A 14539-nucleotide genomic window follows, 5' to 3' on the forward strand; every position below is an offset into this window, starting at 1 on the left:
GGGATGAGCACGAGCGGTTCCGCCAGATCGGTGGACAGCAAGCACCGCGCCCGCCGGCGGTTCGTCGGCGGGCGCGGTGCGAGGCGGCCGGTCGGCCTGTCCAGTCCTCGCACGCCCGGGGCGGGTGGGCGAGGACCGGGCGGAGCGACCGGAAGTCAGTTCCGGAATGAGCAGCCGTTGTCGACGGGCGTCGCCGGTGCCGGAACCGGGACGTGGATCTCGGGCCGGACGACGACCTTGGCCGGGCGTGCGGCGCGGACACGGCGGCGCAGGGTCAGGCCGCGCATTGCGAATGCGGACAGGAACCTCCAGGCGAGGACGGCGAGCCCGGCAGCGATGGGGCGGCTGGTGGGAGGGCTGGCCTACTGGTGAAGAGGCGGTGTCCCGACCCTGCGCTATTCGATGTGCGTCAGCCGCGTACGGATGAATGCGGACAGCTTCTGATGCACTGGCGGGTGTTGCTCGGCCGTCTGCGGCCGGCCGATGTCAGGCGGCGGGCGACTATAGCTGCAATTGGCGGATCGGACCGGCAATACGCGCGGTCAACCGCAACCTGCCTGACGTGGAAAAGCCTTCGCTGCCGTACGCCGACAGCAAGGCTGCCGGTGTCTTGCAAACTGACGTGCGTTGCACGTTGCCGTCCGTGCACACTCCACGCATGGGTGCTGACATCGTCGTATCGCTTCAGGAGAAGGCTCTGCTGCATGTCGCGGCTTCATGTGGAGGGGGGCCGCTCGCTGGGGATCTCCGGGTGACGATGCACTTTCATCCCGATCGTCCCGCAGAGGATCGTCCGATCCTTGCCCAGATGGTGGAAGACGGTGTGTACCGGTCGCAGTTCGTGACAGGCACGAGCAACGGTGGTCTGACCGCTCATCCTGGTGGAGACCGGTGGCGTTGGGAGAGTCGTATTTTTGGCGGTGCGTACGACGAGGCCCCGGCTGACCAGCGCCCGGTATACGGTGCGCTGAACTACCGCCGTGATCCGGTCGGTGGAGCACCGCGGTTCGGCTCTTCGTACTTCAGACTCACCACCGAGACCCTGAGACGCACCACGTTCTGCTACCCCGACAGTTCGACCGAGCCTTCCGACTTCGGCATAGCCGACCGCTGCTCGCTCATCGGACTGGCTGAGGCGGGCAAGTTGGACGCCCTGGACTGTCACATCGAGGCACAGATTCACGGACGGGTCAGGTTCGACTGTGACGTCGAGGCGCTGGTGCTGGACCCCAGCTATCGCGGCACAGAGGTTGAATTCGCAGCTCACCGCCTCCCGTGCCCAATCGAATGGCATCCAGGCTTCCGCCTCAGCGTGGCTGAACTACGGCGTCACTCAAGCTACCGGGGACAGGAATACGTTGACCTGGGTGCTGAGATCGCCGTCGATGGCCTGCTCAACCCCAAGATCATCGGGGATGCCGCCCGCACCGGCCGATACGGCCTTCAGGACCTCAAGAAGGTCTGGCACTGCCTGGCACGCTTCGGAGAGCACACCGCCTGCTGACCAGCAACGCCGCCTCGGGGCCGGACAGACTGACTGCTGAGCAATTACCTGATGGGGCGTCACTCGGTAGCCCTGAGGGCCGCGAGGTAGCCGGCCCAGCTGTTCTGGGCGAGTGCCGCCCATTGGGTCGCGGTGTTCCGGTGGACGCCGAAGAGGTCGCTGATGATGATCGACGGTAGTTCCCCGGCCATGCCGAACAGAGCCGTGTTGCGGGCGGCGATGGTGGGCAGGCCGTGCTTCATGAGTTGTCCCGACAGCGCCTCTGGGCTGCGTGGGCGGCTGGCGGGCTGGCCGGGTAGCAGGAGTTAGGGATGCTCGCTGGTGGTAAGCGGTCCCAGGGCTGCGCGCGACCGGCCTGTGGTGATCTGCTGTTCGATGAGACGAGCCAGCGTCGGCGGCAGAAGCACGGGGTTCTTGTCGAAGGTGAAGTAGGCCCCGCGCTCGTCCTGATGGAAGCGGTCGGTCGTCAGGTGGACGATGCGGATGAGGGGCAGGCCGTAGAGCCGGATCAAGGCGCCGACGATCCGAAGTTCCAGAGGCAGTGAGGCATCCGTCAGGCATCGACGGATCTGGTCCTCATGCTCCTCATCGTCAAGGAAGAGCACCGGCATGCTCATCGGACGCCCGGGATACTCCAGGTTCTGGGTCAGACCGCGCTTGTTCGTCCACCTGATGAAGGCGGCATTCGCCCGTCGCTGGGAGGTCTTGGCCTGCGTGAGCCTGATGTCGAGGTGGGGCTGCGCGAGGCGGGTGAGCTCGATCTGCTGTCTGTCGAGCCACTGCATGAACTCGATCGCAGCGCGGATCTCGTTACGGTCGCCGGTGGCGGCGTTAAGCGAGTAGCGTCCGCGGTCTGCGCGTCGGCGGGCGTCACGGATGACGAACCACTCGGCGAAGGGCCGAATGATCTCTATGTGTGCGGCCGGCAGGTCCTGGGCGGTCCTGCGGAACCACAGTTCCAGCTGGTTGAGGTATTCCTGTCGCTTGGGGAGTACCTAGGCGTGCACCAGCAGGTCGCGGACGTGGCGCGTGGCTGCGTCCTGGGGCAGGTCATCGAGGAGTCCATGGGTGATCTCCGAGTGGCCGACGGAGTCCGGTCCACATCGCGCGCACTCCGTTGTTCCGGGAGAGGAAGCCGAGGACCAGGCCGACGATGTCGGTGAGCAGCCACAGCGTGTAGACGGTGGAGGCCGCGACGGGAAGGCCGGCGGCATGCTGCGCGATGTTGTGAACGCGCTTCAGCGCTGACCTGACCGAACGGGTCAGGTCCTGTGGTGGCCCCCCGGACACTGGACGCGAGAATTCGGGTGTGCCGGTGGTAAGGCCGTGCGAGCATCGGCTGGTGATCGACGCTAGGGAGCTGCTTGCCGCCGACCTGGTTGGGAAGCGGCTGGTGCAGGTGACCACGGGTTGGCATCACTACTCCGACGACGAATCGTCGCTACTGCACCTGTGGCTGCACCTGGAGGAACTGGGCCCGGTACTGTTCCACACTCCCGGGACCGGGCTGTCGCTGCGAGTCGACCAGCCGCACGGGCCGTATGCGATGGCGGAGCACGGCAACGTCTCGGTGGTCAACGATTCATCAGACATTCCGCTGACCCGGTTCGTCGGACAGCCGGTCCGCTCGGTTCGGGAGATCAGCTACAACGACGGCCGTGTCGAGTTCACGGCCGGCCTCACGCTTCAATTCCCCAGCGGGAGCGTTCGCCTGCTCGGTCTCGACGACGACCTGGTCATCGCCCACGATCAGCACCTGGGCGCTGTCGAGGCTCACCTGCTCGAGGGTGTGTCCATTGCGCGGGTGGTGCAGACGTGCGGGGCCTGTCCATCACAGTGGGATGCGTGGACAACCAGGGGTCAGTACCTGTACCTGCGGTACCGGCACGGCGAGGGAACCGTCGAGCAGCATCCGAGCGAAGACACGGACACATGGGACGGCGAGGAGTCGAGACTCTGGACCAGTTGGGACGACGGAACCAACGGCGACTGGATCGGCCTCGTCGATTTCCTTGCCATGGCCGGGCTGCGACTGACGCCGAACGCCAAGGTCTGCGCCACATCGCCGAAGATCGACAGGAATGGCTGAGACGATGGTCGTGTACTCGAACGGCGACTACGCGATCATCGCGATGTACTCCGTGCCCGACGACGCCTGGTACCTGGAGCTGGACCTCGTCCGCAATCAACGGACCTTGGTGACCGCGGTCGTTCCCGACGAGGACCCGGCGCGGGAGCCGACGGTCTGTTTCGATCCGCACGGGCGGCACCTGGATATTCCATGTGAGGTCATGCGCTGGTTCATAGACCGGGTCGAGGAGGAAATCCGCACGTCTCGCGCCTGGATGCAACTGCGACCCGAGCTGGTCGAGGTCATCCACCGGCTGCGCCAGGAGTACCAGGGCGCTGTCGATGATGAGGATTTCCCGCCAGTCCTGGCGCAGGTGCGTGCTGCCGTCCCCGGGACGGATGTACCTGCCGTTCTTGCGGGCGCCTTCGGACGGAATCCCGATGGCACCACTGACGGGCCCGAGGTTGTGTAGGGCTGCAGCTTGGCCGAGGTGTGTCAGCGACGTCGGGATCGGCTGCTACACGCCATTGGAGGTGTCGACGCCGACCTGCACTTTGGGCACGGCGGTGAGCAGCTGGTGCAGCGTCTGGAAGACGACTTCGACGGCGCCCCTGGCCAGCAGCACGACGAAGGGAATCCCGGCGACCGCGAGGACGGTCCGCAGCCAGCGGGCCATGTACCGGAAGCCGCCGTCGAGGGTGCTGAGGAGGTCCTCCCACATGGTGCTCAGAACTCCGTCCTTTTCCCACGCCTTCGTTCACCAGGTGCGCGGCACGGTGAACCGCGGCTTCTTGGGCGGCGCCTTCGGGAACGGCACGTAGGCGAGCTCCTGGCGGCTACGGCCGGTGTTGTCGTTGGACTGCACGGGGCAACTCCTTGTTGTCGATGCGATGTTCACGGAGCGTGCGAGTGGGCCAAGCTATGAGCGACAGGCCGGAGAGAGGTGAGGCGGCTGCGATGGGGTGGTTCACCCGCGATGAGCGGCTCCTGCTCCCCGCACCCGCGGGGATGGTCCCAACTTCGCGCCCTCGGGTGCGGGCAACATCCTGCCCCGCTACGTACGACGGGGTGAGCACGTCGATCGTCTGCGAGGCCAACGGCGTGGGTAGCACCCTGAGTTGGGATGAAAGGCGGGGTTTCGTGCGTGGTGACAGGCGGCAGATAGAGACGGCGGTTCTGGGCGCTGCGGACTCAGAGGAGCCGCTGATGCTGCCGTTGGAGGCGATCGAGCTGGATGCCTTCCGTCGCCGTCACGGGAGCGACACGTTCTGGTGCGGGCTGCTGCTCGGAGGCTGCGGGCTTCAGCTGACCACCAAGCTGTACACCGACCTTCTCTGAACTACCGGCGGCAACGTCAGCGGCTGCCGGCAAACCAGTGGCGTCTTCATGGACGAGCCTCATAGGTTGTGCGCTCGTGACTGATGACCCGAAGGCGCACCCGAATCCACGGAACCTCGGCCGGGTGTTCAATGAGGTGCCGCAACTCTACGACCGTGTCAGGCCCGGGTACCCCGACGAGCTGTTCGCGGACCTTGTCGCCGTCACCGGCACGGACGAAGGGTCGTCGGTACTGGAGGTGGGCTGCGGTACCGGACAGGCGACGCGCTCGCTGGCAGCGCTCGGATGCTCTGTGACCGCCGTCGAGCCGGGCGCGGACATGGCTGCACTTGCTCGCCAGCGGATCGCCTCCTTCCGCAACGTCGAAGTTGAGACGTCGACGTTTGAGGAGTGGGACGACCGCGGTCGGCGCTTCGATGTTCTTGTGGCCGCGTCCTCGTGGCACTGGGTCGACCCGTCGATCGGCTGGTGGCGAGCGCACGACGTGCTCCGTCCCGGAGGGTGGACGGCGTTGCTCGGCCACGTCGTTGTCCGCCGGCCGGGAGAGCCTGAGGTGTACGCCGAGACCGCCGATCTCCACGAGCGGTTCTGCCCGGGGAACCCCGGCTGGGGTCATCCGCCGTTGGAGGACGACGTGCGCACCACCGACGAGGGGTGGGGCCTGGTCGACAATCCCGGAGGATTGTTCGGCCCGACGATCGTGCGCTGGTATCCAACCGATCAGTGGTTCGACGGGGACGGCTTTGCCGATCATCTTCGCTCGTTGTCGCTGTATCGCAGGCTCGACCGGGATGTCCGTGAGCCGCTGCTCGACGCCATCGCCGAGCGCATCCGCACGCGGATGGGCGATCGAGCAGCACGTCGCTATCTGAGTGTCCTGCGTGTCGGACAGCGTGCCGAGTGCGGGCCAGGGACCGATCTCTGAACTGCCGGCCGCGGCCTAGTCAGCAGCTGTGGAGTGCTTTTTCGGCTTCCGGGTGCCGAGGGCGATCTGGCCGAAGGCTGGCATGCGGCGTTGACCGCACTGGATCGGTGGGCCGCCTCGGCATTGAGCTGCTCGAGCTTGTCCTGGGCGTCGGCGAGGCTGACCTGCAGGCCCTCTACCTCGCCGAGCCAGCCTTCGCGCCCGGCCTCGGTGATGCGGGCGACGAGGTTGTCGCGGATGTCGATGAGCCGTGCCCGTTGGGCCGGATCGGGTCGAAGGAGTGAGCATCTGACACAGGCTTCTCTGAACTTGGGGGCCGGGCGTCCCAAAGCCTCTGATCTGCAGCTCTCTGCAACCGAATCGGTGATGCCAAAGGAATCACAGCGAGATGTTCCGGAGCGAGAGCCGCTCCGCCTGCCGCCTCAGTACTGTGACTTCGCATGACCGACACCGAGATCGAGATCACCGCAGACCTGGTCCGCAACCTGCTGCAGGAGCAACATCCAGACCTTGCAGGGCTGGCCATCCGCGAGGTGGCGGGCGGCTGGGGCAACCAGATGTGGCGTCTCGGGGACGAGTTGGCCGTGCGCATGCAGCGCATGGACCCCACCCCGGAGCTCCAGCTCAAGGAGAGGCGGTGGCTCCCCGTGCTGGCTCCGCGCCTGCCGCTCCCGGTGCCGACTCCGGTGCGGTTCGGCGAACCGTCCGAGCGCTTCCCCAAGCACTGGACCGTGATGACGTGGGTTCCCGGCGAGCCGCTGGACCACGGCTCGATCAGCCGCGGCGCCCACGCGACCGACACGCTGGCGGGCTTCCTCCGGGCGCTCCATGTGGAGGCGCCCGCCGAGGCGCCGATCGCTACGGACCGTGGTGCCCATCCCAGGAACTGCATGGACGGCTTCGAGAACTTCTTCCAGGCCGTTGCCCCCGACGACATTGCTGCCGACGTGCGGGCCGTCTGGGACGACGCGGTTGCGGCCCAGGCGTGGGAGGGCCCGCCTGTGTGGGTGCATGGCGACCTCCATCCCGCGAACGTCGTCGTCTCGGACGGAACGCTCTCCGGCATCGTCGACTTCGGTGACATGTTCGCCGGCGACCCGGCGTGGGACCTCGCCGCCGCATGGGTGCTGCTACCCGCGGGCACGGCCTCACGGTTCTTCGACGTGTACGCGCATGCAGACGAGGAGGCGATCCGGCGTGCCCGCGGGCTGGCCGCGATGAAGAGTCTCTTCCTGATGCTCATGGGGCAGAACGGAGATCGGGGTCTTCCCGGCGGCAAGCCGAACTGGGGACCTGTAGGCCGGGCGGCACTTGATCGTGTTCTGAAGGGCGTTTGATGCGCGCTCTTTGCTTGCCGTTTAACCTCGCTGCTGTTCGTGTTCCTTGATCGTTTCGACGCGTTTCGCAGTCTTACCGACGTCCTGGATGCGGGCCTTGTGCTGGTTGCGGCTGCCGGGTGGACGCCCAGGGCCGCGCCTGCCCGGTTTCGGTGCGGCTGCGGGACGGGCCGCCCTCCGGCGGAGGTTGCGAAACCCTCGCCGGACGCGGGCTGGGGACAGCCGTTCGGTCTTCACGGAGCGTTCCCAGGGGCGGCGTAGGTCCTCGGTAAGGGGGCGGGCGAGGCGGAGCTGGGTGTGCGCGGCGATGATCAGCCAGGTCCACAAGTCGGCCGCGGCGGGGTGACGGACACACCTCGTCGCCTACCTGGCCTCCCAACGCCACAGCGGAAACACCCAGCCAGGCGCGGTCCAGCCGAGCGTCTGCTTGATCACGCGCTCGCGACAGTCGAAGGTTGCGGCGCTGCCCGCGAGCGGGCCATGGTCGGAGTGTGACGGTCAACCTGTACCACGAGAACCTCGACCTCAAGGAGCATTGGCCAAGCAGCGCAGAGATCGTCGGCCACAGCCCAGCGAGACACAGTGCAGCACGTCCGTCCCTGTCGTCAGGTCTTCGGCGTGAGCCTGCCCAGCGGGTAGTACGGGCGGGCGGCGTCTATCGCGTCCGCGAAGGAGCTGAACCCGCGGTCTAGCGCGGGGAGATCGGTGGCGGTGCGGCTGACGCCCCATCGCTCGAGCAGCAGTTCAGTGATCCGTTGAGGCGAGATCCGATCCGGAGTGAACTCCGGTCTGCTCCTGCACAGTTCGTCGGTGAATTGGTGACAGGAGGCGGCTGTGCGTATCGCCCCGGCGAATTCGTCGGTGGGTTCCAGCAGGTCGAGAAGGACCGAGTCGCAGCCGGACCCGGGACCGGTTCCGAGGCTGTGCGACAGGAACAGCAGCAGCTGATGGTGCCGGTCGCCGCAGGCCGCCTCCTCGTCGGTGAGCCATGAACGCAGGAATCCGAAACCGTCCGGGTGCTCGTGCGGGTCCGGGTAGACCCTGCGATGCACTCCGTGGGTGACCGCGGCGTCGTCCCCCGTGGGCGGGAGACCGCAGGAGCCGGCGCATTCACGCGCCAGTAGCGCCAGGACCTGGTCGCGGCGGACCGCGGGAAAGCCGGGCGAGAACAGTTGCAGCACACGCGACGCCGCCAGACTGTCGGGATAGTCCGCGGGCACGCCGGGCGGGCGGCGCGCCCGGTTCTCCCACTCGGCCAGGAGCACAGTACGGGGCACTGGGCCGACGCGCGGCTCGCCGCTCGGGTCGGCGGTGCGCAGTCGCTCAATCAAGGTGAGCGCATCGGCGCGTTTGATGTCCTGACGGTTGCGTGCGCGGTAGCGGCCCAGTTCGTCCGGGTCAAGGCCGGTTGCCGCAGCGAGCCCGGGGAACCGCCGGTAGGAGCGCAGTGCACAGGGGAGTGAGCGCAGGGCTGTGACGATCTGCTCGGCCGCTGTCCGTGCGCACGCCCCTTCCCATACCGCCGCCGCGAGACCGGCACGTATGGTGACCAGGGGTTCGGACATGGCGCGGTAGCCGCTTGCGGGCGGCCCGTGCAGCAGAGCGACCTCGTCGTCGGCCTCCAGGCGCCTGCGGCGGAAATCCTGGTAGATCTGGCCCACTCCGCGCATGCCGAAGACGTCGAGTTCGGCGGTGCGCAGGGCCCCCATGCTCGCCGCGCCCAGCACCGAGACACCACGGCCGAGTACGGCGAGGATCTCCTTGTGCGGCACCGCCCGGACCTGGTGGAACAAGCCGTCGACGATGCCGACGGTGTCGCCGGCGGCGAGCGGGAGGGCCAGCAGATCACCGGCGGCGACCGGCGGTCGCAGCTCGATCCCGGGCGGTGGCACCACATCGGGTGCCGAGGGGCCGAGAACAGATAGCGCTTGGACACAGGTGGCCTCACAGAGCGGCAGGCATCGACAGTCCTGGGCAGATCACCTGCACGACCGGGACGCCAACTTCGTGGCGGGTGTGCTCGACCATGAGCGGACTGCGCGGGTGACGGCCTTGATCCGGTCGGCGAGCAGGGCGGACTCCGCCCGGTGGCCGGGCACCACCTCGGAAACGACGGTGCGGAAGTCGACCACCGGCCATTCTCCCGGCGGCCCCGTCAGCGGCACCGGCACGGCCATACCGGCCATGGCCCGGCGCAGCCTCGCGTAGAGGTGGTCGTCCAGATCGTCGCGGGCACCGGCGATCACCGACCCCCGGACCTGGGCGGCTTCGGTGAGCGCCCGGCACAAGGCGACCCGTGCGTCGAGGTGGCAGCCGTAGCCGTAGACCGGCAGTGGGAAGCCGTCGCTCACGATGGTCACACTGAAGCAGGGGACGCGCAGGGGCGTCGCCAGGACGGTGATCGTGACCCGTACCCCGGCTGCCCGGTACTGCTCCAGCTGCCCGGCCGCCAGCGGCGGGACGGTGGCCGGGTCGACGGCGGGCATGGGCACGGCAGAGGTGCTGCGGTGGATCGCGTCCCGTTCGATCACCTCGTACAGACCGTGCGCCACCGCCTCGTCGCGAGTGTTTCCGCTGGCCAGGCCGTTGCTGGTGGCGGCGAACCGCGGCGGTCGCCAGCGTGTCCCGACTCGGCGGTCCAGGCTCAGGCATTCCAGCGGCACCAGTGACCGGCCACCGTCGTCGAGCCGTACCGCGGTACGCCACGCGAGCCGGGTGGCCGGGTTGAGGCAGTGCCGCGGTTCAGCGCGAGTTCGTCGAGCCGGTAGCCCAGTTCGGGCTCCACATCTTCGGCGGTACGGTGTGGTCGGGCCGGGTGTCCAGGTTCGCGCCGTGCCAGCGTTCGATCGCTTCCATGGCCGCCGACACCTTCGCGGAGATGTGGTCCAGGCCCTTGCCCTGGTACACCGAGAGGTGGTTGTTCGCCGGGCTGATGGCCTGATAGACCGGGATGCCGATGTCGTCCAGCCAGGTCACATCGGCGATCCGGGTGACACCTGCGGCGGTCAGCAGTGGGGCGATCCGGGCCCAGGTCTGCGCGGGAGGACACGTACGGTGCGTGCCCGCGAAGTACGCCTTCTTGCCGGACTCGTCATCGGATACTGGGCTTGCGGGGGGGGGGGGGGGCATACCGGTCGCGGTGACACCGGATACGGCGACACCCGGCGCAGTGACACCGGTTTCGGTGACACCGGGCGCGTCGGCCGTCGTGGCTGCCCCAACGGCCCCGGCTTCGGTCGCTCTCAACGAGCCGCTGCCCGGTCATCGGCGGAGGATTCCGGGCCGGGCCGGGCCGGGCCGGTTCCGGTCCGGGATGGCCGAGGGTCAGGCTGAGGAGGTGTCGATGACCAGGGTGTCCGGCGACGAACGCGGCGGTGGACACGTACTGCGCGCGGCCGCGCGGGCATCCGCCCAGTCCGCGAGCGATCGCCAGCAGCCAGCAGTTGTGGGCCAGTGCAGCCGCTCGCACCAGCAGGTCGGAGTATCCGGCGACACCCGCGTGACGCACCGCGGTCCGCAGGCCGCCGCCGAACGACAACACCGCTGGGGCGTCGTCGAATTGCGCTGCCGTATCGGGCAACTGCGGCATCCCGGCGACCACGGTGAGGCTTCCATCGGTAGCGGCCTCGTACCACCCGGTGGCCAGCCCCCGCACACGGTAGACCTGCACCAGCACCGTCAGATCGTCCGTCGGTCGTACTGGCCAACGGTCGCGCTCGGCGGCCAGTACGGTGCCCAGCAGTTCGGACAGGTCGGTGGCGGCGATCGGGCGGTCGGCGAAGGACCGTACCGATCGGCGGCCCGCCAGCACCTCCCCCACTGAATCGGTCGGCAGCGGCACCGCCCGGGCCGCCGAGCCGATCACCGGCACCGGCCGGGCAGCGGCGAGTTGCGAGACGAACTCGTCCATCACGTCATGCTGATCCAGCAGCGGCATCGCCGGTGTCCCTTCCGTAGAGTCCGATGATTCCGATCGCCAGTTGATCGGCGGGATGGAGGTCCAGCCGCCCGGCAAGGTCACCGATGTCGCCGGTCACCAGCTCGGCTCTCAGGCCCAGTTCAGCCGCGACCAGCGCCGCCTGTGCCAGAGCGCAGCCGGCGTCGAGGTGGGTCAGTCGGAAGGCGAAGTCACCGTATTTGTTCCGCAGCCGGTGCACCGCTCCGGTGACGACCACCGCGGCCCGCACCGGCCGTCCGTCCAGGCCGGTGCCTGCAAGGAGTTCGGGCAGAGACGGTTTGTCCGCGCGAGCCGCGATCAGGGTGCCGTCGTCGTACTTGAAGACGGTGCCCGGCAGTTCCGGCCAGTGCTCCTCGGTGAGCAGGAAGAGCTGGACCGAGGCGCGGTTGCCGCCGCTGGGGGACCAGCGCGACGGAGAGCCGCCGTCTGTTTCGGCGGCTTCGCGGGGGCCCGCCGTGTGGGACAGCAGGACTGACCGCCTGTTCGTCGAGCAGTCCGGGGGTGCATGCGGCGCTGTCCGGAGTGGTCAGTCGGCGTCGCGGGCTGGTGGTGAGGTCGAGGACGTCGGGTGGGCCGGGCCACGCTGTGGCTGCGCTGTTTTCCTGGAAGACGTCGTCCGGCGGGCTCTGCATCAGCCCCGCAGACCCGGGCGTCTGCGCTTATCCGCTCACGTTGAAAGACAGCTACTGACGGTGCAGAAGGCGTTGTCGTCGGTCTGGACCTGCGGCTCAGAGCGCGATCGGGCGGTACTTCAGAGCCTCGTCGACAATCTGTTCCGCAGACGCATCCTTAAGGGTGTCTGCGGGGTGGAAGACCAGGTCACTCATCCGCGGATGCGACACGTTCGACTCCAGGAGCCGCAGATAGTGGTCGCTCTCCGGGGAGGCCATCAGAAGTCTGCGAACGATCTCAACGAGCTCGTCCCGGGAGATGTCCGCGACCACGGGGCGAGCCGGCCGGGCCGCCTCCCTCGCGAACTCCTCCAGGCTCCTGCTGCCGTCGTACTCGGCGAAGTCGAGAGCCTCGTAATCGTGACCGGTCATCGCGTTGAAGGCCGTGATCGCCTCGTCCGCTGCCTCCGGGCGGGATGTCAGCAGGTCAGCGATTCGCTCGACCTCCTGACACAACTCGTCCAGCCGTTGCCGACTCACGGGCGGGGGCAACAACTCCGGTCTCAGGTCCACAGCCTGAATTATGTCCCTCGGCGCCGACACACCCCGATCGCCCCCCTGGAGTGCTGCCGGTCCTCACCGACGTTTCGGGATGGGACGTCTACGACCGAGCTGCGTGCCGCGAGGGGGCGGGGACCTCCGCTTGGGGGAGGAAGAGGATCACCGCGGTCCCGGCGTGGCACTGGATTCGGTCAGGCGGCAGGGTTGTGACGGGAATCCGCCGCATGACGGGTACGGGTACGTACCCGTACCCTCAGAGGTGGGGAGGAGCACACCAGTGCCCGATGCCAACGTCCGTATCCCCGAGGAAGCTCGCCCGCCTCGCTGAGACACTGCTGACCCCGGCCGAGCGGGCCGAACGGGCCACAAAGGCCCACCACCCGTGGCCCCGCCCTGGTCGACCGCGAGCTCTACCTGCCGAAGTCCTGGACCGAGGACCGGAAACGCTGCCGAGCGGCCCGCATCCCCGACGGGCGCGTCTTCGCCACCAAGGGCGAACTGGCCCGCGACATGATTCTGCGCGCCCTGGCCTCCCCGCTCCCCATCGCCTGAGTGACGGCGGATTCCGCCTACGGACAGGACTCGCGCTTCCGGCGCTTCCTGGAGGATGCCGAGCTTTCCCACGTGGTCGGCGTCCCCAAGTCACAGCAAGTCAACGACCCGCGCCGCCCGCTGCGCACACTCCGGGACAGTGCGACGGGATACCAGTGATCAGGGTGCGCCCCGATACGCCGAAGATCGGCCGTGCCGGGATGCGGATCGCGAAGCCTGGAGAGGTGATCGCTCCCTGTTGTGACGGGTTCGGTCTCGGTCATCCCTTTCCTTAGCACGTGGGGTATGAGCGCGGACAGTTCCGCGTCGTGCCGGACGGTGGCGACCCGCCGATCCGGCAGGCATGGCTCAGTCCATCCTGGTGGCCCCTGGCCACCCGCGCCCTGTCTGGCGCGTCGGAACGGGGAGGATCACGGCGCCGCCCCACACTGATCGATTGATCGCTATCATGGGGTTCGTCGCGCGTAAATCGATCGTGCGAAAAACGAACGTGGGAGTTGCCGTGCGGCCGTGCCCAAGCGGGCGGCCGACACGGACGGGAACGGTGGGGACATGCGGGAGTCGGCGGAAACACGGCAGGCCCGGATCGCGGCGGTGGTGCGGGAGCGGGGGGTCGCGCGCATCACGGATCTCGCCGACGAACTCGGCGTGTCCGTCGTGACCGTGCGCCGCGACGTCGAGGAACTCGCCCAGCGCGGGGAGGTGCGCCGCGGGCACGGGGTGGCGCGTTCGCTGCGCCCGATGCCCGAGGAGGCGGCCTCCGGCTCCGACGCCGTCGCCATGATCGTTCCCGAGAGCAACACCTACCTCACCGAGGCCGTGCAGGGTGCGCGGGAGGCCGCGGAGAAGGCCGGCCTGCGGCTCGCCCTGCACATCACCGCCGGCCACGGCGGGGCGGAGCGCGAGGCGGTGCGGCAGGCGCTGGACGACGGGGCCCGCGGACTGCTCCTGTCACCGCACTGGCGTACGCAGGACGAGGCGGACGCGGACCAGTCGTGGCTGGCCGGCCTGGACGTTCCCACGGTCCTCGTCGAACGGCGCCCCGCACGGACCAGCGCGATCTACCAGGTGGACTGCGTGCGCACGGACCACGCCTACGGCGTCCACCTCGCCCTCGGGCACCTGGTCGGCCTCGGCCACCGGCGGATCGTGCTGGCGGCGCGCGACGACAGCCCCACCGCGCGGGTCATCCGTGCCGAGTTCGCCGAGCAGACGGCTGCTCGGGGACTGGCCGACGGGTGCCGCGTGATGCTCAGTTCGCCCACCGCGGGCCCCGACCCGCTCGTCGCCGACCCGCGCGCTGTCGACCTGGCCGAGACGGTCGCGCGGTGCGGTGCCACGGCGGTGCTGATCCACAGCGACATGGACGCGCTGGTGCTGGTGCGGGGGCTGCAGGCGGCGGGCATCTCCGTCCCGGGCCGCTGTTCGGTGGTCGCGTACAACGACGTCGTCGCCGACATGGGGTCGGTCCCGCTCACGGCCGTCGCGCCGCCCAAGGCGGAACTCGGCCGCACCGGAGTCGACCTGCTGCTGCGGCGGCTCGACATGGCGCAGGGCGGGCTGCGCCCCGGTGCCACGCGCCACGTGGAGCTGCTGCCCGACCTCGTGGTCAGGGCATCCACCGCACCACACGCGGTCTGAATCCGATCCAGGGGCCACCGTTCATCGGCAAGAATGTTCGT

Annotated in this window: 18 protein-coding genes and 3 pseudogenes; 9 read left to right on the forward strand and 12 right to left on the reverse strand. The window is 68.5% G+C overall.

What is annotated here, in order from left to right; genetic code table 11:
- Positions 1-155 precede the first annotated feature (155 nt).
- Complete coding sequence (locus ACIRA5_RS35660; protein ID WP_403698069.1) at positions 156-287, reverse strand: hypothetical protein; 132 nt, start codon at positions 285-287, stop codon at positions 156-158.
- A 371-nt stretch (positions 288-658) separates the two neighbouring features.
- On the opposite strand from ACIRA5_RS35660, the gene ACIRA5_RS35665 reads away from it, so the two are divergent.
- The gene (locus ACIRA5_RS35665; RefSeq protein ID WP_403698152.1) at positions 659-1504 is read left to right on the forward strand and encodes a DUF3626 domain-containing protein; all 846 of its coding nucleotides are present in this window, start codon (positions 659-661) and stop codon (positions 1502-1504) included.
- A 59-nt stretch (positions 1505-1563) separates the two neighbouring features.
- On the opposite strand, the gene ACIRA5_RS35670 is transcribed toward ACIRA5_RS35665, so the two are convergent.
- Positions 1564-1746 (reverse strand): hypothetical protein, encoded by a 183-nt coding sequence (locus tag ACIRA5_RS35670; protein WP_403698071.1) that lies wholly within the window; start codon positions 1744-1746, stop codon positions 1564-1566.
- Between the two features lie 63 nt (positions 1747-1809).
- Positions 1810-2289, reverse strand: coding sequence for a hypothetical protein (locus ACIRA5_RS35675; RefSeq protein WP_403698072.1), 480 nt, complete (start codon positions 2287-2289; stop codon positions 1810-1812).
- Positions 2290-2846: 557 nt separating this feature from the next.
- Here ACIRA5_RS35675 and ACIRA5_RS35680 point away from each other — a divergent pair.
- Both ACIRA5_RS35680 and ACIRA5_RS35685 read left to right on the forward strand, forming a co-directional pair.
- Positions 2847-3593 carry a hypothetical protein gene (locus ACIRA5_RS35680; RefSeq protein ID WP_403698074.1) on the forward strand — a complete coding sequence of 249 codons (747 nt, stop codon included), beginning with the start codon at positions 2847-2849 and terminating at the stop codon, positions 3591-3593.
- Positions 3586-4047 (forward strand): hypothetical protein, encoded by a 462-nt coding sequence (locus ACIRA5_RS35685; protein WP_403698076.1) that lies wholly within the window; start codon positions 3586-3588, stop codon positions 4045-4047. The genes ACIRA5_RS35680 and ACIRA5_RS35685 overlap by 8 nt, the downstream gene beginning before the upstream one ends.
- A 45-nt stretch (positions 4048-4092) precedes the next feature.
- Here ACIRA5_RS35685 and ACIRA5_RS35690 read toward each other — a convergent pair whose 3' ends face one another.
- Positions 4093-4296, reverse strand: coding sequence for a hypothetical protein (locus ACIRA5_RS35690; protein WP_403698078.1), 204 nt, complete (start codon positions 4294-4296; stop codon positions 4093-4095).
- Between the two features lie 347 nt (positions 4297-4643).
- On the opposite strand from ACIRA5_RS35690, the gene ACIRA5_RS35695 reads away from it, so the two are divergent.
- From ACIRA5_RS35695 to ACIRA5_RS35710, 4 genes are all read left to right on the forward strand, one after another.
- The gene (locus ACIRA5_RS35695) at positions 4644-4913 is read left to right on the forward strand and encodes a hypothetical protein (protein WP_403698080.1); all 270 of its coding nucleotides are present in this window, start codon (positions 4644-4646) and stop codon (positions 4911-4913) included.
- 76 nt (positions 4914-4989) lie between these two features.
- Positions 4990-5838, forward strand: a complete 849-nt coding sequence (locus ACIRA5_RS35700) for a class I SAM-dependent methyltransferase (protein ID WP_403698082.1) — start codon at positions 4990-4992, stop codon at positions 5836-5838.
- A gap of 107 nt (positions 5839-5945) precedes the next feature.
- Positions 5946-6122 (forward strand): hypothetical protein, encoded by a 177-nt coding sequence (locus ACIRA5_RS35705; protein ID WP_403698083.1) that lies wholly within the window; start codon positions 5946-5948, stop codon positions 6120-6122.
- A gap of 156 nt (positions 6123-6278) precedes the next feature.
- Positions 6279-7175 (forward strand): aminoglycoside phosphotransferase family protein, encoded by an 897-nt coding sequence (locus tag ACIRA5_RS35710; protein ID WP_403698085.1) that lies wholly within the window; start codon positions 6279-6281, stop codon positions 7173-7175.
- A gap of 21 nt (positions 7176-7196) precedes the next feature.
- Here ACIRA5_RS35710 and ACIRA5_RS35715 read toward each other — a convergent pair.
- From ACIRA5_RS35715 to ACIRA5_RS35745, 7 genes and pseudogenes are all read right to left on the reverse strand, one after another.
- Positions 7197-7613: pseudogene (locus ACIRA5_RS35715) on the reverse strand (hypothetical protein); the annotation flags it as partial.
- A gap of 167 nt (positions 7614-7780) precedes the next feature.
- Positions 7781-9070: a TfuA-like protein gene (locus ACIRA5_RS35720; RefSeq protein ID WP_403698086.1), complete on the reverse strand. Its 1290-nt coding sequence runs from the start codon at positions 9068-9070 to the stop codon at positions 7781-7783.
- Positions 9071-9154: 84 nt separating this feature from the next.
- A pseudogene (locus ACIRA5_RS35725) lies at positions 9155-9877 on the reverse strand (YcaO-like family protein); the annotation flags it as partial.
- Between the two features lie 40 nt (positions 9878-9917).
- On the reverse strand, positions 9918-10304 hold the full coding sequence (locus tag ACIRA5_RS35730; protein ID WP_403698088.1) for a hypothetical protein: 387 nt from the start codon (positions 10302-10304) through the stop codon (positions 9918-9920).
- Positions 10267-11112: a nitroreductase family protein gene (locus ACIRA5_RS35735; protein ID WP_403698090.1), complete on the reverse strand. Its 846-nt coding sequence runs from the start codon at positions 11110-11112 to the stop codon at positions 10267-10269. Before ACIRA5_RS35735 ends, ACIRA5_RS35730 begins: the two co-directional genes overlap by 38 nt.
- The gene (locus ACIRA5_RS35740) at positions 11090-11602 is read right to left on the reverse strand and encodes a nitroreductase family protein (protein WP_403698154.1); all 513 of its coding nucleotides are present in this window, start codon (positions 11600-11602) and stop codon (positions 11090-11092) included. Before ACIRA5_RS35740 ends, ACIRA5_RS35735 begins: the two co-directional genes overlap by 23 nt.
- A gap of 259 nt (positions 11603-11861) precedes the next feature.
- Positions 11862-12317 (reverse strand): hypothetical protein, encoded by a 456-nt coding sequence (locus tag ACIRA5_RS35745; protein ID WP_403698092.1) that lies wholly within the window; start codon positions 12315-12317, stop codon positions 11862-11864.
- A 402-nt stretch (positions 12318-12719) separates the two neighbouring features.
- Between ACIRA5_RS35745 and ACIRA5_RS35750 the strand changes: the two genes are divergently transcribed.
- Positions 12720-12857, forward strand: a complete 138-nt coding sequence (locus ACIRA5_RS35750; RefSeq protein WP_403698156.1) for a transposase — start codon at positions 12720-12722, stop codon at positions 12855-12857.
- A gap of 113 nt (positions 12858-12970) precedes the next feature.
- Here the strand turns inward: ACIRA5_RS35750 and ACIRA5_RS35755 are convergent.
- Positions 12971-13120, reverse strand: a pseudogene (locus ACIRA5_RS35755) (aromatic ring-hydroxylating dioxygenase subunit alpha); the annotation flags it as partial.
- 289 nt (positions 13121-13409) lie between these two features.
- Here ACIRA5_RS35755 and ACIRA5_RS35760 point away from each other — a divergent pair.
- Positions 13410-14498, forward strand: coding sequence for a LacI family DNA-binding transcriptional regulator (locus tag ACIRA5_RS35760; protein WP_403698158.1), 1089 nt, complete (start codon positions 13410-13412; stop codon positions 14496-14498).
- The last annotated feature ends 41 nt before the right edge of the window (positions 14499-14539 follow it).

The organism is Streptomyces sp. NPDC096311, assembly GCF_044763085.1.
Taxonomy (GTDB): domain Bacteria; phylum Actinomycetota; class Actinomycetes; order Streptomycetales; family Streptomycetaceae; genus Streptomyces.

Bases quoted from the DNA above. Each gene is read 5' to 3' on its own strand.
- ACIRA5_RS35660 (WP_403698069.1), bottom strand. From the start codon at position 287: ATGCGCGGCCTGACCCTGCGCCGCCGTGTCCGCGCCGCACGCCCGGCC.
- ACIRA5_RS35665 (WP_403698152.1), top strand. From the start codon at position 659: ATGGGTGCTGACATCGTCGTATCGCTTCAGGAGAAGGCTCTGCTGCAT.
- ACIRA5_RS35670 (WP_403698071.1), bottom strand. From the start codon at position 1,746: ATGAAGCACGGCCTGCCCACCATCGCCGCCCGCAACACGGCTCTGTTC.
- ACIRA5_RS35675 (WP_403698072.1), bottom strand. From the start codon at position 2,289: ATGCAGTGGCTCGACAGACAGCAGATCGAGCTCACCCGCCTCGCGCAG.
- ACIRA5_RS35685 (WP_403698076.1), top strand. From the start codon at position 3,586: ATGGCTGAGACGATGGTCGTGTACTCGAACGGCGACTACGCGATCATC.
- ACIRA5_RS35690 (WP_403698078.1), bottom strand. From the start codon at position 4,296: ATGTGGGAGGACCTCCTCAGCACCCTCGACGGCGGCTTCCGGTACATG.
- ACIRA5_RS35710 (WP_403698085.1), top strand. From the start codon at position 6,279: ATGACCGACACCGAGATCGAGATCACCGCAGACCTGGTCCGCAACCTG.
- ACIRA5_RS35730 (WP_403698088.1), bottom strand. From the start codon at position 10,304: ATGCCCCCCCCCCCCCCCGCAAGCCCAGTATCCGATGACGAGTCCGGC.
- ACIRA5_RS35735 (WP_403698090.1), bottom strand. From the start codon at position 11,112: ATGCCGCTGCTGGATCAGCATGACGTGATGGACGAGTTCGTCTCGCAA.
- ACIRA5_RS35760 (WP_403698158.1), top strand. From the start codon at position 13,410: ATGCGGGAGTCGGCGGAAACACGGCAGGCCCGGATCGCGGCGGTGGTG.